15 protein-coding genes are annotated in these 18,705 nt (G+C 69.6%); 12 read left to right on the top strand and 3 right to left on the bottom strand.

The features are described 5' to 3' along the window. Positions 1-43 precede the first annotated feature (43 nt). From rpoC to FVE89_RS07600, 4 genes are all read left to right on the top strand, one after another. The gene (rpoC, locus tag FVE89_RS07615) at positions 44-4,252 is read left to right on the top strand and encodes a DNA-directed RNA polymerase subunit beta' (protein WP_160533440.1); all 4,209 of its coding nucleotides are present in this window, start codon (positions 44-46) and stop codon (positions 4,250-4,252) included. 268 nt (positions 4,253-4,520) lie between these two features. Beyond that, positions 4,521-5,618 carry a cell wall hydrolase gene (locus FVE89_RS07610; protein ID WP_160533456.1) on the top strand — a complete coding sequence of 366 codons (1,098 nt, stop codon included), beginning with the start codon at positions 4,521-4,523 and terminating at the stop codon, positions 5,616-5,618. A 212-nt stretch (positions 5,619-5,830) separates the two neighbouring features. After that, positions 5,831-6,418, top strand: coding sequence for a hypothetical protein (locus FVE89_RS07605; RefSeq protein ID WP_160533439.1), 588 nt, complete (start codon positions 5,831-5,833; stop codon positions 6,416-6,418). Positions 6,419-6,485: 67 nt separating this feature from the next. Further along, on the top strand, positions 6,486-7,472 hold the full coding sequence (locus tag FVE89_RS07600; protein WP_160533438.1) for an MDR family oxidoreductase: 987 nt from the start codon (positions 6,486-6,488) through the stop codon (positions 7,470-7,472). A gap of 189 nt (positions 7,473-7,661) precedes the next feature. Here the strand turns inward: FVE89_RS07600 and FVE89_RS07595 are convergent, their stop codons facing one another. Continuing rightward, positions 7,662-8,231, bottom strand: coding sequence for a TetR/AcrR family transcriptional regulator (locus FVE89_RS07595; protein WP_202130657.1), 570 nt, complete (start codon positions 8,229-8,231; stop codon positions 7,662-7,664). Positions 8,232-8,390: 159 nt separating this feature from the next. Between FVE89_RS07595 and FVE89_RS07590 the strand changes: the two genes are divergently transcribed. Together FVE89_RS07590 and greA are read left to right on the top strand one after the other, a co-directional pair. Beyond that, on the top strand, positions 8,391-9,422 hold the full coding sequence (locus FVE89_RS07590) for an NADP-dependent oxidoreductase (RefSeq protein WP_160533436.1): 1,032 nt from the start codon (positions 8,391-8,393) through the stop codon (positions 9,420-9,422). A gap of 102 nt (positions 9,423-9,524) precedes the next feature. After that, positions 9,525-9,998, top strand: a complete 474-nt coding sequence (gene greA / locus FVE89_RS07585) for a transcription elongation factor GreA (protein WP_160533435.1) — start codon at positions 9,525-9,527, stop codon at positions 9,996-9,998. Between the two features lie 6 nt (positions 9,999-10,004). On the opposite strand, the gene FVE89_RS07580 is transcribed toward greA, so the two are convergent. Further along, complete coding sequence (locus tag FVE89_RS07580) at positions 10,005-10,889, bottom strand: LysR family transcriptional regulator (RefSeq protein WP_160533434.1); 885 nt, start codon at positions 10,887-10,889, stop codon at positions 10,005-10,007. A 137-nt stretch (positions 10,890-11,026) separates the two neighbouring features. On the opposite strand from FVE89_RS07580, the gene wrbA reads away from it, so the two are divergent. Further along, on the top strand, positions 11,027-11,623 hold the full coding sequence (wrbA, locus tag FVE89_RS07575) for an NAD(P)H:quinone oxidoreductase (RefSeq protein ID WP_160533433.1): 597 nt from the start codon (positions 11,027-11,029) through the stop codon (positions 11,621-11,623). A gap of 155 nt (positions 11,624-11,778) precedes the next feature. Here wrbA and FVE89_RS07570 read toward each other — a convergent pair whose 3' ends face one another. Continuing rightward, on the bottom strand, positions 11,779-12,777 hold the full coding sequence (locus FVE89_RS07570; RefSeq protein WP_160533432.1) for an L-threonylcarbamoyladenylate synthase: 999 nt from the start codon (positions 12,775-12,777) through the stop codon (positions 11,779-11,781). Positions 12,778-12,911: 134 nt separating this feature from the next. On the opposite strand from FVE89_RS07570, the gene FVE89_RS07565 reads away from it, so the two are divergent. From FVE89_RS07565 to FVE89_RS07545, 5 genes are all read left to right on the top strand, one after another. Beyond that, a complete protein-coding gene (locus FVE89_RS07565; protein ID WP_160533431.1) occupies positions 12,912-14,651 on the top strand; it encodes an acyl-CoA dehydrogenase in 1,740 nt (579 codons plus the stop codon). Between the two features lie 10 nt (positions 14,652-14,661). Beyond that, the gene (locus tag FVE89_RS07560; RefSeq protein ID WP_160533430.1) at positions 14,662-15,426 is read left to right on the top strand and encodes an enoyl-CoA hydratase-related protein; all 765 of its coding nucleotides are present in this window, start codon (positions 14,662-14,664) and stop codon (positions 15,424-15,426) included. After that, positions 15,423-16,265 carry an SDR family NAD(P)-dependent oxidoreductase gene (locus FVE89_RS07555; protein WP_342389683.1) on the top strand — a complete coding sequence of 281 codons (843 nt, stop codon included), beginning with the start codon at positions 15,423-15,425 and terminating at the stop codon, positions 16,263-16,265. The genes FVE89_RS07560 and FVE89_RS07555 overlap by 4 nt, the downstream gene beginning before the upstream one ends. A 242-nt stretch (positions 16,266-16,507) precedes the next feature. Further along, entirely contained in the window at positions 16,508-18,196 is a 1,689-nt protein-coding gene (locus tag FVE89_RS07550; protein ID WP_160533429.1) for a B12-binding domain-containing radical SAM protein, read from the top strand. Between the two features lie 187 nt (positions 18,197-18,383). After that, the gene (locus FVE89_RS07545; RefSeq protein WP_160533428.1) at positions 18,384-18,704 is read left to right on the top strand and encodes a multidrug efflux SMR transporter; all 321 of its coding nucleotides are present in this window, start codon (positions 18,384-18,386) and stop codon (positions 18,702-18,704) included. The last annotated feature ends 1 nt before the right edge of the window (position 18,705 follow it).

The following is an 18,705-nucleotide window of genomic DNA, read 5'->3' as shown; positions in this document are numbered from 1 at the left end:
GGTGGCCCGGCGCGGGGCTGCCGGCGTCAACAAGGAGCGGATCATGAACCAAGAGGTCATGAACCTTTTCAACCAGCAGGCCACGCCGGTCAGCTTCGACCAGATCAAGATCTCGATCTCGTCCCCGGAGAAGATCCTCTCCTGGTCGTACGGCGAGATCAAGAAGCCCGAGACCATCAACTACCGGACCTTCAAGCCCGAGCGCGACGGCCTGTTCTGCGCGCGCATCTTCGGGCCGATCAAGGATTACGAGTGCTTGTGCGGCAAGTACAAGCGCATGAAGTACAAGGGCGTCATCTGCGAGAAGTGCGGCGTCGAGGTCACCCTCGCGCGCGTCCGGCGCGACCGCATGGGCCATATCGAGCTGGCCGCCCCCGTCGCGCATATCTGGTTCCTGAAGTCGCTGCCCTCCCGCATCGGCCTGCTGCTCGACATGGCGCTCAAGGACCTTGAGCGGATCCTGTACTTCGAGTCGTACTGCGTCATCGAGCCGGGCCTCACCCCCCTGAAGGAGCGTCAGCTCCTGACGGAGGAGGAGTACCTGCGCGCCCAGGAGGAGTACGGCGAGGACAGCTTCACCGCCATGATCGGCGCCGAGGCCATCCGGCGCATCCTGCAGGAGCTCGACCTCGACAAGATCGCCAACGATCTGCGCGAGGAGATCGCCGTCACCACCTCGGAGCTGAAGCCCAAGAAGCTCCTGAAGCGGCTCAAGATCATCGAGGCGTTCCAGCAGTCGGGCAACAAGCCCGAGTGGATGATCCTGACGGTCGTCCCGGTGATCCCGCCGGACCTGCGCCCGCTGGTCCCGCTGGATGGCGGCCGCTTCGCGACCTCCGACCTCAACGACCTGTACCGCCGCGTCATCAACCGCAACAACCGCCTGAAGCGGCTGATCGAGCTGCGTGCGCCCGACATCATCATCCGCAACGAGAAGCGGATGCTGCAGGAGGCCGTCGACGCCCTGTTCGACAACGGCCGCCGCGGCCGCGTCATCACGGGTGCCAACAAGCGCCCGCTGAAGTCGCTCGCCGACATGCTGAAGGGCAAGCAGGGCCGGTTCCGCCAGAACCTGCTCGGCAAGCGCGTCGACTATTCGGGCCGCTCGGTCATCGTGGTGGGCCCGGAGCTGAAGCTGCATCAGTGCGGCCTGCCCAAGAAGATGGCTCTGGAGCTGTTCAAGCCGTTCATCTACGCGCGCCTCGACGCGAAGGGTTTCTCGGCCACCGTCAAGCAGGCCAAGAAGCTCGTCGAGAAGGAGAAGCCGGAGGTCTGGGACATCCTCGATGAGGTGATCCGCGAGCACCCGGTGATGCTGAACCGCGCGCCGACGCTGCACCGCCTCGGCATCCAGGCCTTCGAGCCGAAGCTGATCGAGGGCAAGGCGATCCAGCTGCACCCGCTGGTCTGCGCCGCGTTCAACGCCGACTTCGACGGCGACCAGATGGCCGTGCACGTCCCGCTGTCGCTCGAGGCGCAGCTGGAAGCGCGCGTCCTCATGATGTCGACCAACAACATCCTGCATCCGGCCAACGGTCAGCCGATCATCGTGCCGTCGCAGGACATCGTGCTCGGCCTCTACTACCTGTCGATCGTGGCCGAGGGCGCGCCGGGCGAGTACAAGCCCGACAACGCCAAGAACCCGATGCAGGGCGTCTACGGCGACATGGGCGAGCTGGAGCACGCCCTGGCCGCCAAGGCCGTGTCGCTGCACTCGAAGATCAAGTGGCGCTGGACCGGCATCGGCCCGGACGGCAATCCGCTGACCAAGACCTACGAGACCACCCCGGGCCGGGTGATCCTGTCCGGCGCCCTGCCGAAGCACGCCAAGGTGCCCTTCGACGTCGTCAACAAGCTGATGACCAAGAAGGAGATCTCGGCGATGATCGACACCGTCTACCGCCATTGCGGTCAGAAGGAGTCGGTGATCTTCTGCGACCGGATCATGGCGCTCGGGTTCAACCACGCGTTCAAGGCCGGCATCTCGTTCGGCAAGGACGACATGGTCGTGCCGGAGAACAAGTGGTCGATCGTCGACACGACCCGCGCGCTCGTGAAGGATTACGAGCAGCAGTACAACGACGGCCTGATCACCCAGGGCGAGAAGTACAACAAGGTGGTCGATGCCTGGGCCAAGTGCTCGGACAAGCTGGCCGCCGAGATGATGGGCCGCATCTCCAGCGTCCAGAAGGACGAGAAGGGCGCGGACAAGCAGGTCAACTCGATCTACATGATGAGCCACTCGGGTGCCCGTGGCTCGCCTGCCCAGATGAAGCAGCTCGCGGCGATGCGCGGCCTCATGGCCAAGCCGTCGGGCGAGATCATCGAGACCCCGATCATCTCGAACTTCAAGGAAGGCCTGGACGTGCTGGAGTACTTCAACTCCACGCACGGTGCCCGTAAGGGCCTCGCCGACACCGCCCTGAAGACCGCCAATTCCGGCTACCTGACCCGCCGCCTCGTCGACGTGGCGCAGGACGCGGTGATCCGCGAGGTGGATTGCGGCACGACCAGCGGCATCAAGATGCGCGCCATCGTGGATGCCGGCCAGGTCGTGGCGACGCTGGCCACTCGTATCCTCGGCCGCGCCGCGGCGGAGGATCTGGTGGCCGCCGACGGCACGGTGATCGTCAAGACCGGCGAGACCATCGAGGAGAAGCACCTGCCGGCGATCAACGCCGCCGGCATCCAGGAGGTGAAGATCCGCTCGGTTCTGGTCTGCGCCACCAAGAGCGGCGTCTGCGCCACCTGTTACGGGCGCGACCTCGCCCGCGGCACGCCCGTCAACATGGGCGAGGCCGTCGGCGTCATCGCGGCGCAGTCGATCGGCGAGCCGGGCACGCAGCTCACGATGCGCACCTTCCACATCGGTGGTGCGGCCCAGATCGCCGACTCGTCCTTCATCGAGTCGAGCTTCGAGGGCACGATCAAGATCCGCAACCGGGCGATCGCCAAGAACACGGACGGGGATCTGATCGCCACCGGCCGCAACGTGGCGGTGGTCATCGTCGGGGCCGACGGGGTCGAGCGGGCGGTCCACCGCCTGCAATACGGCGCCAAGCTCCGGGTCGACGAGGGTGACAAGATCAAGCGCGGGCAGCGGATCGCCGAGTGGGATCCCTACACCCGTCCGATCCTCACCGAAGTCGACGGCATCGTGGCCTACGAGGATCTGGTCGACGGCCAGTCCATGACCGAGACCACCGACGAGTCGACCGGCATCGCCAAGCGCGTCGTCGTCGACTGGCGCGGCTCGGCCCGGACCTCGGACCTGAAGCCCGCGATGGTCGTGGTCGACAGGGACGGCAAGGCGCTCAAGCTGCCCCGCGGCTCGGACGCCCGCTACTTCCTGCCGGTCGACGCCATCATCGGCTTCGATCCGGGTGCCCAGGTGAAGGCCGGCGACATCCTGGCCCGCGTCTCGACCGACTCGGCCAAGACCCGCGACATCACCGGCGGTCTGCCGCGGGTGGCGGAGCTGTTCGAGGCAAGGCGCCCGAAGGACGCGGCGATCATCGCCGAGAAGTCGGGCACCATCGCGTTCGGCCGCGACTACAAGAACAAGCGTCGGCTCACGCTGACGCCGCATGACGGCTCGGAGGCGGTCGAGTACCTGATCCCGAAGGGCAAGCACATCCACCTGCAGGACGGGGACGTGGTCGAGCTCGGCGATTACATCGTCGACGGAAACCCGGCGCCGCACGACATCCTGGCGATCAAGGGCGTGGAGGAACTCGCGGCCTACCTCGTCAACGAGATCCAGGAGGTCTACCGGCTGCAGGGCGTGTCGATCAACGACAAGCACATCGAGGTGATCGTCCGTCAGATGCTGCAGAAGGTCGAGGTGACCGACGGCGGCGACTCCGACATCCTCTCGGGTGACCAGATCGATCGCACGGAGCTGACCGAGTACAACGAGAAGCTGCTGGCCGAGGGCAAGAAGCCGATCCAGGGCGTCCCGGTCTTGCTCGGCATCACCAAGGCGTCGCTGCAGACGAAGTCGTTCATCTCGGCGGCCTCGTTCCAGGAGACCACCCGCGTCCTCACCGAGGCGGCGGTCAACGGCAAGGTCGACACCCTGGAGGGGCTGAAGGAGAACGTCATCGTCGGCTCGCTCATCCCGGCCGGCACGGGTTCGATGGTGGCGGATATCCGCGCCATCGCCCGCCGCCGCGACGCGATGATCCTGCAGCAGAAGCAGGCCGAGAGCGGCGCGATCCCGGTCGAGGAGCTTCCGCCCGCCGCCGAGTGAGGCAGCCGGCAGGAGTGAGATGAGAGAGGGCGGCCTTCGGGCCGCCCTTTTTCGTGGTCGTGTTCACAGCGGGACGGCGCGCGCGACGCGGACTTAACCGAGGCTCAACCATACCGGGCGATAAATTCGGCGCGGCCGCAGAAACACCCTGGAAACGGGGAGGATCGGGCCGGTTCGGGTGCTTGAGTACGGGTCGGGTGTCGTGAGCACGAGACGAGGACGACGGGAATCGGGCCTGCGCTGGCTCTCGGCGTCCCTGACGCCCTGGATGGTTGGCCTCGGGCTGCTGGTGTCGTTCACCGCCGATGCCGGCACGGAGAACGCCATCGGATCGAGCCGCCTCGGCCTGATCGACGCCGACACCGTCCCGCCCCTCCCGCCCGGCACCGTGCTGATCGGCTCCGCCCTGCGCCGCCTCGGCGACGAGCCGCCCCGGACGGTGTTCAAGACCGGCGCGCACGTCTTCCCGATCGTGGAGCGGGCGGGCAAGGGGAACCCGTCCCGTCCGCCGGCCGAGAGCTTCGCCCGCCGCGCCGTGAACCTTCGCGAGACCGGCGCCGCCCTGGTGTTCGGCGACGTCACCGGCAGCGTCACCGGCGTGCTCACGCAGGGCTCCGCCATCTGGGACCCCGAATCCGAGCCGGAGGCCGCCTTCGTCCCGGTGCCGGATCTCGGCCTGACCACCGGCGGCGGCAGCGCCGCCTCCACGGGCGCGGGCACCGCCGATCTCACCGAGGACGGCGACCCCGCGCGCTTCGACGGCTCGACCCCGCCGGTGCCCCGCGCCGTCGCCCTGTCGTCCACCACCCCGGCGCCCGCCGACGCGATCCCCGTCGAGGTCGCGGCCGCGAGTCTCGCGCTGCCCGATTTCGCGATCCGCACCGAGCGCCCCGACAGCGCCCAGCCGGTCCCGGAGGATGCGCGGCGGCGCTACGCCGACCTGATCGACCCCGAATCCCTCGACAAGGAGCAGCGCTGCCTGTCCGAGGCGGTCTATTTCGAGGCCCGCAGCGAGCCCGAGGCCGGTCAGGCCGCCGTCGCCCAGGTGGTGCTCAACCGCGTGAAGAGCGGCCTCTATCCGGCGAGCGTCTGCGGCGTCGTCTACCAGAACCGGCACCACTACATGGGCTGCCAGTTCTCCTTCGCCTGCGAGGGCAAGTCGCTGCGCATCACCGATGCCGGCGCCTGGGAAACGGCGACTCGCATCGCCCGCTCGGTGATCGAGGGCCGGACCTATCTCGCCGAGGTCGGCGCGGCGACCCACTACCACGCCGATTACGTGCGGCCGGGCTGGGCGCGCCGCTTGCGCAAGATGGACGTGATCGGCCGGCACATCTTCTACCAGCTCAAGGCCGGCCAGACCTGACGGTGTCCGGACCGGAAGTCATAAGAAATGCTGATCCGGATCCGAGCAATTCTACCTAGGTAGGCCACGCCTAAGCAGTCGAAACCGAGGGTTAATTTTACCCTCATTTTCGATAAAGCTTGCGCGCCGGGCAACGAGTCTGGCCTCTGGTACGTCGAGACGGGTGCCGCCTGCGCGGCTCGATCCGCCGTATTGCGTACCAGAGGATTTCCATGACCGCGCCGGTCACCAGCACCCTCATCCTCGCCGCCTTCGGCGGTCTCCTCCTCGCCGCGCCTGCCCAGGCCGGCGGCTGCTATGGCAGCGAATGCTACCGCCATGTGGTGCTGCCGCCGGTCTACGACACGGTGCAGGAAACCGTGCTGGTCCGCCCGTCGCGCACCGTCTACCGCACCGTCCCGCCGGTCTACGACACCGTGTCCGAGCGCGTGATGGTCTCGCCGGGCGGCCGCTTCTGGCAGACGAGCCGCGGGCCGGGCGGCGAGCTGATCGGCTGCTGGGTCACCACGCCTCCGCGCTTCGCCCTGCGCACCCGGACCGTTGTGGTCCGCCCCGCGCAGGCGATCCCCGAGACGATCCCGCCGGAATATGCCAGCGTGAGCCGGCGCGTCCGCGTAGCGCCCGCCCGGGCCGGCTGGGTGCCGGTCGGCGGCGGCTATGGTGCCGGCTACGCCCCCGCCTCCTATGGCGGCCCGCTGGTCGGCTCGATCCCGGATGCGGTCGGCATGACCGGGGCCAGCTCCTCGGATCTCGGCGTCGCCCTCGGCTTCAGCTACGGCAGCCCGTACGAAGGGTACTGATCGGCCCGCGGCAATCTTGATTCCGAACGTCCCGGCAACACCTCACCGCCAAACACGGGAGATGACGATGGCGACGTTCAAGGCCTGGGTGGTCGAGAAGGGCGAGGCCGGCCAGAGCCTCGCCTTCCGGGACTTCGACGAGGCCGACCTGATGGACGGCGACGTCACCGTGCGGGTGACGCACTCGACTCTGAACTACAAGGACGGCCTCGCGCTCACCGGCAAATCGCCGGTGGTGCGCCGCTTCCCGATGATCCCCGGCATCGACTTCTCCGGCATCGTCGAGCGCTCCGACCATCCCGAATACAAGCCGGGCGATGCCGTAGTGCTCACCGGCTGGGGCGTCGGCGAGACGCATCTCGGCGCCTATGCCGAGCGCGCTCGGGTGAAGGGCGACTGGCTGGTGCCGCTGCCCCAGGGCCTCACCCCCGAGCAGGCCATGGCGATCGGCACCGCGGGCTACACCGCGATGTTGTGCTGCATGGCCCTCGACGCCCACGGGGTGACGCCCGACCACGGTCCGGCGATCGTCACCGGCGCCTCGGGCGGGGTCGGCTCGGTGGCGGTGGCTTTGCTCGCCCGGGCGGGCTGGCACGTCATCGCCTCTACGGGCCGGGACGGCGGATCCGATTACCTGAAAAACCTCGGCGCGGCCGAGATCCTCGACCGGGCCGAGCTGTCGAAGCCCGGCAAGCCGCTCGGCAAGGAGCGCTGGGCGGCGGGCGTCGATGCGGTCGGCTCGACGACGCTCGCCAACGTGCTGGCCCAGACCCGGGCCGACGGCGCCGTCGCGGCCTGTGGGCTGGCGCAGGGGATGGACCTTCCGACCTCGGTGGCGCCGTTCATCCTGCGCGGCGTCTCGCTTCTGGGCATCAACAGCGTCACCACCCCGCAGCCGAAGCGTCGCCAGGCCTGGGCCCGGCTCGCCCGCGAGCTCGACCTCGACAAGCTCGCCGCCATGACCAGCAAGGTCCGCCTGGAGGAGGTTGGCCGGCTGGGCGAAGAGATCTTGGCCGGGAAGGTGCGGGGGCGAACGGTGGTCGAGGTGGAGTAGGGCGCGCCGCACGCATGTCCGGAGGCACATATCGCCGTTTGAGAGCAGGACCCCGCCATCCCGCATCTCTCTTCCCAAGCGGGCTTGCGGATTTACGCATCTCCATCACAGACGATGCGCGAACGGCTCCGCTTCATTCCCTCCCCCGCAAAGGCGGGAGGGAGGGCGCGCGTCGAATCTATTCGCCCCTCATTCCCCCTGTCGCGCCCGGAGATAGGCGGTCGCGAACAGCGTGGCCTCCCGCCTGACGCTCGGGCACGTCACGGCGCCCCGGCGGACGGCGCCATGAACCAAACCCTCCAGCGCGCCCGACAAGACCGACGCCGCCGTCCCAAGGGCTGCGTCCTCGCGGCAGCCGGCCGCCCGGACCAGCGCTTCGTAGCGGCGATGATACGCCTGCTCGAAGGCCGACTCGAAGGCCGCATGGCGCGCCCGCGGCGCGAACGGCACCTCCTCGAGCATGACCCGGTGCAACCGCTGATCGACCGCATGAACGGCGAGAACGCTGTCGACCAGATGTTCGACCTGCCGCGCAATCGGAATGGCCCGGTCCTGCGCATCGGGATTCGGCAAGGCGGCGAGCACGTTGCTCAGGTGTCGCTGCCGGATCGACTCGGCGATCGCCAGCTTGTCCGGAAAGTATTGGTACAGGGAACCGACGCTCGCGCCGGCCACGCGCGCGACTTCGTTGGTCGTGAATCCGGCCCAGCCCCGGTCTGACAGAATGCGAGCCCCGGCTTCGACGAGGCTCGCCACCATGATCCGGGACCGTTGCTGTTGCGGAGGTTTTCGCATCGCGCGCTGTGCTGTGGGAATGCGAGTAGGCAAGCCTGACCGCTCCTCATAGCCTGAAACGGGCGCTCGGATCAGGGGTTTGCACCGGCATGAGCGTCGTTGGCCGGTGGCGGGACTCGCATCATGGCCGCATCAACGGCGCGCAACCGCGAGGTCAGGCTGACGCGGCACCCGGTCGGCGCGCTACGGGCCGAAGACTTCATCGTGGCCGACACGCCGATGCCGGTCCCCGGCCCCGGTGAGCTTCTGGTCCGCAATCGGTGGTTCCGCGTCTCCGTGTCGACGCGCCTGATGGCCCAGGAGGACGCGCAGACCGTTCAGGGCATCCCGTTCCCGCCGCTCCGGATCGGCGACACGCTGGCCGATGCCGCGATCGGCGAGGTCGTCGCGGTGGGCCCGACCTGCGACCTGCCGGTCGGCAGCGTGGTCATGCATCCCTTCGGCTGGCGGGACTACGCCGTCGTCGCGGCCCCGCATGCCACGCTTCTGGACGCAGACGCCGACCCGGCGGCCCATCTCGGCCATGGTTGGACGGCCTACGCGGCCCTCACCCAGGGCATCCGGATCGAGGCGGGGGACACGGTGTTCGTGACCAGCGGCGCCGGCGCAATCGGCGCGATGGCGGGCCAGATCGCGAAGCGCCTCGGCGCGGGACGGGTGATCGGAAGCACGAGCGGCCGCGACAAGGCCGACTGGATGCGGGTGGAACTGGGCTACGATGCCGTCGTCACGCGCGGGGGCGACCCCCTGATCGACCAGCTTGCTTGGGCTGCACCGCAGGGGATCGACGTCATCGTCGACATGGTCGGCGGGGAGCAACTCGCCGCCGCACTCTCCCTGGCCAGAAACGGGGCGCGCTGCGTGATCCTGGGCGCGCTGACCGCCGAACTGGACCCCCGCCGTGCCGGGCTGCGGGCCCCGGTCGAGCTGGACAGCTTTCAGATCGTCATCAAGGGCATCACCTTGCGCGGCTTCAGCGCCTGCGAGGAGGCCTCGGACGCGTTCGCGGCCTGGCTGCACCACCTCGCCGCATGGCAGCGGGACGGCGGGCTTCGCCTGCCCTGCACGGTCCTGGAGGGCCTCGACGCCGCGCCCCTGGCCCTGCAGGAGGCCTGCGCCGGCCGGCTCAGGGGCGTGGTCCTCGTCACGCTGTGACGCCATGGCCTGCGCGTCTGGGTTCTGCAGCGGCGACCTGCCTCTACGACGGGCGCGGAGCGCGACTGGAACCTTCGCCGTGCCAGCCGTGTTTCCTTTTTTATGAGTGTCGCATTCGTCAAAGAACCCGAGGGTGGGGAAGCGTTCGAGAATCTGCCCGATCGGCCGATCTCGCCCCACACCAACTTCGTCACCCCGGAAGGGCTGGCCCAGATCGAGGCCGAGGTCGCGCGCCTGGAGAAGGAGGTCGCCTCCCTGGACCCCGCCGACAAGGCGGAGGATTCTCGGATCGGGCGTGATCTGCGCTACTGGGCGGCCCGCAAGAACACCGCGCAGCTCGTGGAGCCGAAGGGCGGCGATACCGTGCAGTTCGGCTCGACCGTCACCGTGTTGCGCGAGGATGATTCCGGCAAGGAGATCCGCCAGACCTTCCGGATCGTCGGCGAGGATGAGGCCGACCCGCATAAGGGCTCAATCTCCTACGTGGCGCCGCTCGCCCGGGCGCTCACCGGCAAGACGGTGGGTGATGTGGTCGAGGTGAACGGCCACGAGGTCGAGCTGGTCGAAATCCGCTGACGGCGATCAAAGCCCCGCGCCCAGACCCTCGAAGCGCGGCCGCAGCGGCAGGATCGCCTCCGCGACATGCTCCATGAAGACGCGCACCCGGGCGGCTTGGCGCAGATCCGGATGCGTGAGCACCCAGAGATCGACCCCGAGCTCCGGATGCGGCCCCGACAGGCGGCGCAGGGCGGGGTTGGCATCGCCCGTAAAGCAGGGCAGGGGGCCGACGCCGAGTCCTGCCGCGACCGCCGCTTCGAGCCCCGTCACCGTGTTGATCCGCAGCCGGATGCGATCCGCCGTCACGTGGCCGGCCACGAAGCGGGTGAATACCCCGCCGGCCACGGTCGGATCCGGGCTGACCCAGGCTTCCCGGGCGAGATCGCCGTAGGTGCGGTCGGCCCGGCCGTAGATTCCCCAGGCCACCGCGGCGAGGCGGCGTCCGACGAGGGTCTCGCTCGGGTCGCGGCTCGCCCGGATCGCCACGTCGGCATCCCGGCGCGACAGGTTGAGCGCCGCCTCGGCCAGGATCAGCTCGATCCGGATTTCCGGATAGCGGACCCCGAAATCCGCGAGGATCGGCATGAGCAGCTCCGCCGCAAGGCTCGTCGGCGCGGTGACGCGCAGCTCGCCGGAGGGCGTCTCGCTCCGGCTGGCCGCCGTGCGCTCGAACCCGGTGACGTCGGCCTCGATCCGGTTCGCCGCCTCGATCATGGCCTGGCCGCAGGGCGTCGGTGCGTAGCCGGTCCGCAGGCGCTCGAACAGCCGCGTCCCGAGCTTCGTTTCCAGGGCCGTCAGCCGGCGGTAGGCGGTCGAGTGATTGATCCCGAGCTGCGCTGCGGCCGCCGTCAGGCCACCGCGCTCGGCGACCGCTTTCACGAAGCGAAACGCGTCCCAATCCAGCGCCATGCCCGGTCCTTGCAGCTGCGCAAGACGGGTTTTGCACGACAAGGCATTTTTGCAAGAGGCGAAACGCGCGATGGAGTCGCCATCGCGCAGCCCGACGATTCGGGCGGCCGTTCGAAGCGTGAACCGGAGATCCCGACATGGCCAAGGTTCTGGTGTTGTACTACTCGACCTACGGACACGTGGAGCAGATGGCCTATGCCGTCGCCGAGGGCGCCCGCGAGGCCGGGGCCGACGTGGTGGTGAAGCGTGTGCCCGAGCTGGTGCCCGAAGAGGTCGCCCGGCAGAACCACTTCAAGCTCGATCAGGCCGCCCCCGTCGCGACGGTCGACGAACTCGCCGATTACGACGCGATCATCTTCGGCACACCGACCCGTTACGGCAACATGGCCTCTCAGATGAAGCAGTTCATCGACCAGACCGGCGGCCTCTGGATGAAGGGCGCGCTGGTCGGCAAGGTCGGTTCGGTCTTCACCTCGACGGCCTCCCAGCACGGCGGCCAGGAGACGACCCTGACGAGCTTCCATACGGTGCTGTTCCACCACGGCATGGTGGTGGTCGGGCTGCCCTACGCCTTCCAGGGCCAGGGCGGGGTCGAGGCGGTCAAGGGCGGCACCCCCTACGGTGCCAGCACGATCGCGGACAGCGACGGTTCGCGGCAGCCGAGCGCCGTGGAACTGGACGGCGCCCGCTTCCAGGGCCGCCACGTCGCCGGCATCGCGGCCAAGCTGGCCTGAGGAATCTCGGCCAGGAAACCGGTCAAGAAAAAAGGCTCGGATTGCTCCGAGCCTGAAAGGAAAAAGGCCATTGGGGGCTGAGAAGGCCTTCGTGACCAATAAACGGGCGGCGAAGCGGTCTGTTCCGGCGTCGGCGGAAAAAATCGCACGCCGCCTCAACGGGGTGCGGCGGCCCGGGCCAGTCGGTCGCGGATCGCCTCGCCGAGGCCGTCGGGCGGGATCGGCACCACCGCGATGGTCGCCGCCCCCGAGGCGTCAAGCTCCCGCAGGGCGCCGAAGAGGCGGGCGGCGGCCTCCTCGGCGTTCCCCGTCGGGCTGAGGTTCAGCGCGGCGCGGGCCCGTTCGTGGCCTCCGGGGCGGCCTCCGCCGAACAGCAGCACGGCCTCCCCCGGCTCGATGTGCGTCGCGTCGAGGCGCACCCGCGCCCGGGGTGCGTAATGCGAGGCGAGCATGCCGGGTCCCGCCGGGCGGTCGGCATCGGCCGGCTCCGGAGTGGCCGGATCGTGGCCGAGGATGGTGCGAAGCGCCGCCCGGGTGATCCCGCCGGGTCGCAGCAGACGCGGCGGGCCGCCGAGACAGGCAACCACCGTCGATTCGACCCCCACGGGCGTGTCGCCGCCATCGAGCACAGCGGCGATCCGGCCCGCGAGATCATCGAGGACGTGGGACGCCCGCGTCGGACTCACGCGGCCCGAGCGATTGGCCGAGGGTGCGGCCACCGGCCGGCCGACTTCGGACAGGAGGGCGCGCGCGAGCGGATGGGCCGGCACCCGCAGGGCGACGCTCGGCAGGCCGGCGCGGGCGAGGTCGCAGACGCGCGTCCCCGGATGGGCCGGCACCACCAGGGTCAGGGGTCCCGGCCAGAAGGTTTCTGCCAGACGGCGCGCTGGACCGTCGAAGACGCCCTCCGCCAGGGCCGATTCCATATCCGGCAGATGCGCGATCAGCGGGTTGAAGCGCGGCCGGTCCTTGGCGGCGAAGATCCGCGCCACGGCTGTGGGATCGGTGGCGTCCGCCCCGAGGCCGTAGACCGTCTCGGTCGGGAAGGCCACGAGTGCGCCCGCCCGCAGGCGCGCGGCGGCTTCGGCGAGGCCGCCCGCGTCGGGGTCGAGCCGCCGGGTCGCGGCCGGGACCGTTGACCCGGAATCATTCATGCGGGAAGCCGTCTTCGAAATGATGGCCGCGCGAAGCGCGCGCGACTATGCTCGGGCCGCCGTAGACCCGGGATGCGGGCGCGGTCAAACCCGCACCCGGCCGACGAGCGGGTCACCGTTATGGGAGGATCGTCATGAGCTACCGCGCGCCAGTCCCGGAGATGCTGTTCACCCTCCGGTACGTGGCCGGGCTCGATGCGGTCGATCCCGAGGATGCGGAGGCGATCCTCACCGAGGCCGGGCGGATCGCCGGTGAGGTGATCGCGCCGCTCAACCGGGTCGGCGACCGGCACGGCACGCCGTTCGCGGATGGGCGTGTCACCACACCGCCGGGCTGGCGGGAGGCCTACCGCACCTTCACGGAGGGCGGCTGGAACGGGTTGTCGGCTGAGGCGGATCACGGCGGCCAGGGCCTGCCGAAGCTGATCGAGGCTGCCTGCACCGAGATGTGGAACGGCGCCAACCTCGCCTTCGGCCTCTGCCCGCTGCTGACCCAGGGCAGCATCGAGGCGCTGGCGGCCCACGGCTCCGATGACCTGAAGGCGCGCTACCTCGAAAAACTGGTCTCGGGCGAATGGCCCGCCACCATGAACCTGACCGAACCGCAGGCCGGCTCCGACCTCGCCCTGCTGCGGACCCGGGCCGTGCCGGCCGGCGACGGCACCTACAGGATCACCGGCAACAAGATCTACATCACCTACGGCGAGCATGATCTCGCCGACAACATCGTCCACCTCGTCCTGGCCCGGCTGCCCGATGCGCCGGCCGGCACGCGGGGCATCTCCCTTTTCTTGGTGCCGAAGGTGCTGCCGGACGGCACCCGCAACGACCTGCGCTGCTCCGGCATCGAGCACAAGCTCGGCATCCACGCCTCGCCGACCTGCTCGATGGCATTCGGCGACCAGGGCGGCGCCACCGGCTGGCTGATCGGCCAGGAGAACAAGGGCCTGGCCTGCATGTTCACGATGATGAACGCAGCCCGCCTGAATGTCGGCCTCCAGGGCGTGGGCATCGCCGAGGCCGCGACGCAGCGGGCCTTGGCCTACGCGCAGGAGCGCCGCCAGGGCCGGGCGATCGGCGCGGCCGAGGCGACGAGCCCCATCGTCGCGCATCCCGACGTGCAGCGCATGCTGCTCACCATGAAGGCCTATACGGCGGCCGCACGCGGCATCTGCTACCTCACCGCGGCCGCCCTCGATGCGTCGAAGGATGCGGAGGGGCAGGCCGCCCTCGACCGCGCCTCCCTGTTGACTCCGGTGGCCAAGGCGTTCTCCACCGATCTCGCCAACGAGGTGACCTCGCTCGGCGTGCAGGTCCATGGCGGCATGGGCTTCGTGGAGGAGACCGGGGCGGCTCAACTCATGCGCGATGCCCGTATCCTCGGCATCTACGAGGGCACCAACGGCATCCAGGCCATCGACCTCACCGCCCGCAAGCTGCCGCTGAACGGCGGCGCCACGGCCCGCGCGCAGATCGCCGGGATGCGGAAGGCGGCGGAGGGGCTGCTCAAGGCGGGTGATCCCGCTTTCGGCCACATGGCGGCGCGGCTGCGGGATGGGATCGGCAGCCTCGACCGGGCGACGAGCCACCAGCTCGCGGCTTTGGCCTCCAACCATCCCGAATGGGCGCTCGCGGGCGCGGCCCCGTATCTGCGCCTGTTCGGCCTCGTGCTCGGCGGCGCCTGCCTCGCCCGGAGCGCGCTGGCGGCTGCGGCCGCGCAGAAGGCCGGCGAGACCGATCCGGCCCACGCCGCCCGCGTCGCGCTGGCCCGGTTCTACGCCGAAAATCTGCTGGTGGCCGCGGCGGGGCTCGAGCAGAGCGTGATCGAGGGCGGCGCCTTCACGGACGAGGCCGGGTTGGCGCTGGCGGTTTGAGGAGCGGACCATGGCCGAGACCGTCGCGATCACCGACCTTCCGGGCGGCGTCCGCCTGATCACCCTGAACCGCCCGGAGAAGAAGAACGCGCTCACCGGAGCCATGTACGACGCCATGCGCGAGGCGCTGGCCGAGGCCGACACCTCGGACGCGGTCGGCGCCGTCGTCTTCGCCGGGCAGCCCGGCATGTTCAGCGCCGGCAACGACCTCGCCGACTTCATGGGCCATGCCGGGGACGGGTTCAGTAACTCGCCGGCTTTGGCCTTCATCCGCCAGCTCGCCCGCACGCGCACCCCGATGGTGGCGGCGGTGGACGGGATCGCGGTGGGGATCGGCGCGACGCTCTGCCTGCATTGCGACCTCGTCTATGCCAGCCCGGCGGCGCGGCTGCGCATGCCGTTCGTCGAGCTCGGCCTCGTGCCGGAGGCGGCGTCGAGCTACCTGCTGCCCCTGCGGGTCGGGCGGCTCCGGGCGACCGAATTGCTGCTCCTGTCCCGGCCGTTGGAGGCCGACGAGGCGCAGGCGCTCGGGCTCGTCAATGCGGTGCTGCCGGCCGACATGCTGGTGGAGCAGGCGATCGCCCAGGCGACCAAGCTGGCCGCCCTGCCGGGCGGGGCGCTCGCGGCCTCGCGGGCGCTGATCCGGGGCGATCAGGCCCAGGTCGAGGCGGCCCTGGAGGCCGAGGCCAAGGCCTTCGACGCGCAGCTCCGCTCGCACGAATCCCAGGAGCGGCTCGCCGCCTTCCTCAACCGCGCCAAGCCCGCCTCGGCGTGAGCACGCCCGATCTGTCGCACAAGATCTGTCTCGTCGCCGGCGCCTCGCGGGGCGTCGGCCGGGGGCTCGCCCGGGCGCTCGGCGAGGCGGGCGCCACCGTGATCGTCACCGCCCGGTCCAGCGAGACCGGCGCCCGCACCGAGATGCGCTCGGAATCGATCGAGGACACCGCCCGCATGGTCGATGAGGCCGGCGGGTGCGGCCACCATTATCTCTGCGATCACCGCTCCGAGCGCGCCACCGACGCGATGATGCACTGGGTGCTCCGCCGCTTCGGGCGGATCGACGTGGCGGCCTGCAGCGTCTGGGGCGGCAATGAGGGCTATGACGGCGAGCGCTACCCGGACGGCGCCGGCTGGGGCACGCCGTTCTGGCGCCGCTCCGCCGAGCCCTATCTCGGCTTCCTCGAAGCGGGCCCTTTGCCAGCTCTGCTTCTTGCCCGCGCCGTCGCCCCCGCCATGGTGGCGGCGCGCACCGGCCTGATCGCGCTGGTCTCCTTCGGGACCGAGGATTACCTCGGCGACATCTTTTATGACTCGGCTAAGGCCGCCACCAACCGGCTGGCGCTCGCCTTCGCCCGGGAGCTCGCCCCGCACGGCGTCACGGCGCTCGGCCTCTCGCCGGGCTTCGTCGCCACCGAGCGGGCGCGCGACCTCGGGCAGGACGCGCATGCCACCGAAGGCCCGCTCTATGCGGGCCGGGCGCTCGCCGCCTTGGCCGCCGACCCGGATGTTGCGGACCGGGCGGGCACGGTGCTGCATGCGGGCGACCTCGCCCGGATCTACGGCTTCACCGACGCGGACGGCACGCAGCCGGAGCGTTTCCGGGTCGGGCCGTGACTAGCCGCGAGGCGGCTGTCGCCGAAATGGCGCAACCCCCGGGTAAGGGGCCGGGATTGGCTGCTGCGGCATCCGGAGGGGGTTGATTCGCGGCGTCCGGATGGGCGTCCTGTCGACCTCGGCGGTCGGGATTGTTGCGGCAGCGAAAAACGGCCTCAATTCGCCCGCAAGTGAGGCTTGCTGCGATGCCGGCTCCGACCTCCCTCGGAGCCGGGCCGCACGTGTGAACGAGGGAAACTGGCATGTCGGAAGCGAACACGGCCCCGCGCGTGCTGATGGTGTTCCCGAAGTTCTACGAAAACTCCATGTGGAACTTCAAAGAGGCCATGGAGATCCAGGGCGCCCGCGCCCCGGCGCCGCCGCTCGGCCTGATCACGCTCGCCGCGATGCTGCCGCCGGCCTGGCAGGTGACGCTGGTCAACCGCAATTGCGAAGAGCTGACGGACGCGCAGATCCAGGCGGCCGACCTCGTGATGACCGGCGGCATGCTGCCCCAGGAGCCGGACTGCCTCGTCGTCATCGACAAGTGCGTGGCGCTCGGCACCCCGGTCTGCGTCGGCGGCCCCGCACCGACCTCGACGCCGGAGGTCTACGACAAGGCGGACTTCCTCGTGCTCGGTGAGGCCGAGGGCATCCTCGACACCTTCGTGGCCGCCTGGGAGGCGGGCGAGCGCCGCGGCCGATTCACGGCGGAAAAATTCAAGGCCGACGTCACCAAGAGCCCGATCCCGCGCTTCGACCTGCTGACCTTCAGCCACTACCTCTATATCGGCGTCCAGTTCTCGCGCGGCTGCCCGTTCACCTGCGAGTTCTGCGACATCATCGAGCTCTACGGCCGCGCCCCGCGCACCAAGACCACGCCGCAGATGCTGGCCGAGCTCGACCGGCTCTACGGCCTCGGCTATCGCGGCCATGTCGATTTCGTGGACGACAACCTGATCGGCAACAAGAAGGCGATCAAGCTGTTCCTGCCGCACCTCATCAAGTGGCAGGAGGATCACGGCTACCCGTTCAAGTTCTCCACCGAGGCCTCGCTGAACCTCGCGGATGACGAGGAACTGCTCGGGATGATGCGGGACGCGAACTTCTTCGCCCTGTTCACCGGGATCGAGACGCCCGACGAGGCGACACTGATCCAGACGCAGAAGAAGCAGAACACCAAGCGCTCGATCGCCGACAGCGTGCACAAGCTGTACGAGAACGGGATGTTCGTGACCGCCGGCTTCATCGTCGGCTTCGACACCGAGAGGGACAGCATCTCCAAGGCGATGTCGCTCTGCATCAGCCAGACCGGCATCCCGATCGCCATGGTGGGCCTGCTCTTCGCGCTGCCGAACACGCAGCTCTCGCGCCGCCTGCGCAAGGAGGGCCGGCTCTACGAGAATTACGCGGCGACCACCGCCGACCAGGGCGATCAGTGCACGCAAGGGCTCAATTTCGTGACCCTGCGCCCGCAGCGCGACGTGCTGGCCGATTACCGGGACGTCCTGCAGGAGGTCTACGACCCGGTGAATTTCTTCGACCGGGTGCGTGTCGTGGCGCGGCGGGTGAAGCGGCCGAAATTCGCGGCGCAAAAACTCAACTGGCGCCACATCGCCCACGATCTGTGGTCGCTCGCCCGCGTGTGCTGGCGGATGACGGTGCGCCGGCCGGAACTCGCCAGGCACTTCTGGAGCGTGTTCCTGGAGACCGCCCGCCACAACCCGGCCGCCCTGGAAGCGGTGGTCACCAACATGGTGATCTACCTGCACGTCTACCCGTTCTCGCGCTACGTCATCCGCGAGATCAACGGGCGGATCACGGAGCTCGACGCGGGCCGCTGGGTGCAGCCGCCGGTCCTTGCTCCGGAAGCCGAGGGCTGCGGCAAGGCGGCGCCGGTGGGCAAGGTGGTGGCGAAGGCCGAGGTGAAGCACCTCGCCGCGGTGGCGTAAGCGCAGCGCGTCCGGTTCCGGCAAAGGCGCGATGTCCCTCGCTGCCGTTGCGGCGAGGGGGCGGCGCGCCGGCATCGCCCTTGCCGCTGCCGGGCGTGCCTCTTAGCTGACCCTCCGCGAGGCCACGTCCTCCCCCCGCGCGCGGGGCACAAGTCCGGGACGGCCCGGCCCTGTCAGGAGGGCCGCCATGGCCTGGATCTATCTCGTGACCGCGGGCGTGCTGGAGGTCGTCTGGGCCTTCGCGATGAAGCAGTCGGACGGCTTCACGCGCCTCTGGCCGACCGCGATCATGGCCGCCGCGATGGCCGGCAGCGTCGGCTTCCTGGCGCTCGCCATGCGCACGCTTCCCTTAGGCACCGCCTACACGATCTGGACCGGCATCGGCGCGGTCGGCGCCTTCCTGGTCGGCATCACGGTGCTCGGCGAGGCGGCGGGCGCCACACGGATCCTCGCGGCCGGCCTGATCGGCTCCGGGCTCGTGCTGATGAAGCTGTCGAGCCCGGCTTGAG

Origin of the sequence: Methylobacterium sp. 2A, from assembly GCF_009806555.1 — a bacterium.
In the GTDB taxonomy this organism is placed as follows: Bacteria; Pseudomonadota; Alphaproteobacteria; order Rhizobiales; family Beijerinckiaceae; genus Methylobacterium.
Note: the sequence above shows the minus strand (reverse complement) of the source record. Positions and strands in the feature narration are given on the sequence as shown.

Bases quoted from the DNA above. Each gene is read 5' to 3' on its own strand.
- FVE89_RS07565 (WP_160533431.1), top strand. From the start codon at position 12,912: ATGAGCTACCGCGCGCCAGTCCCGGAGATGCTGTTCACCCTCCGGTAC.
- FVE89_RS07595 (WP_202130657.1), bottom strand. From the start codon at position 8,231: ATGGTGGCGAGCCTCGTCGAAGCCGGGGCTCGCATTCTGTCAGACCGG.
- FVE89_RS07605 (WP_160533439.1), top strand. From the start codon at position 5,831: ATGACCGCGCCGGTCACCAGCACCCTCATCCTCGCCGCCTTCGGCGGT.
- FVE89_RS07560 (WP_160533430.1), top strand. From the start codon at position 14,662: ATGGCCGAGACCGTCGCGATCACCGACCTTCCGGGCGGCGTCCGCCTG.
- FVE89_RS07545 (WP_160533428.1), top strand. From the start codon at position 18,384: ATGGCCTGGATCTATCTCGTGACCGCGGGCGTGCTGGAGGTCGTCTGG.
- wrbA (WP_160533433.1), top strand. From the start codon at position 11,027: ATGGCCAAGGTTCTGGTGTTGTACTACTCGACCTACGGACACGTGGAG.
- FVE89_RS07570 (WP_160533432.1), bottom strand. From the start codon at position 12,777: ATGAATGATTCCGGGTCAACGGTCCCGGCCGCGACCCGGCGGCTCGAC.
- FVE89_RS07550 (WP_160533429.1), top strand. From the start codon at position 16,508: ATGTCGGAAGCGAACACGGCCCCGCGCGTGCTGATGGTGTTCCCGAAG.
- FVE89_RS07580 (WP_160533434.1), bottom strand. From the start codon at position 10,889: ATGGCGCTGGATTGGGACGCGTTTCGCTTCGTGAAAGCGGTCGCCGAG.
- FVE89_RS07590 (WP_160533436.1), top strand. From the start codon at position 8,391: ATGGCCGCATCAACGGCGCGCAACCGCGAGGTCAGGCTGACGCGGCAC.
- FVE89_RS07610 (WP_160533456.1), top strand. From the start codon at position 4,521: ATGGTTGGCCTCGGGCTGCTGGTGTCGTTCACCGCCGATGCCGGCACG.
- rpoC (WP_160533440.1), top strand. From the start codon at position 44: ATGAACCAAGAGGTCATGAACCTTTTCAACCAGCAGGCCACGCCGGTC.
- greA (WP_160533435.1), top strand. From the start codon at position 9,525: ATGAGTGTCGCATTCGTCAAAGAACCCGAGGGTGGGGAAGCGTTCGAG.
- FVE89_RS07600 (WP_160533438.1), top strand. From the start codon at position 6,486: ATGGCGACGTTCAAGGCCTGGGTGGTCGAGAAGGGCGAGGCCGGCCAG.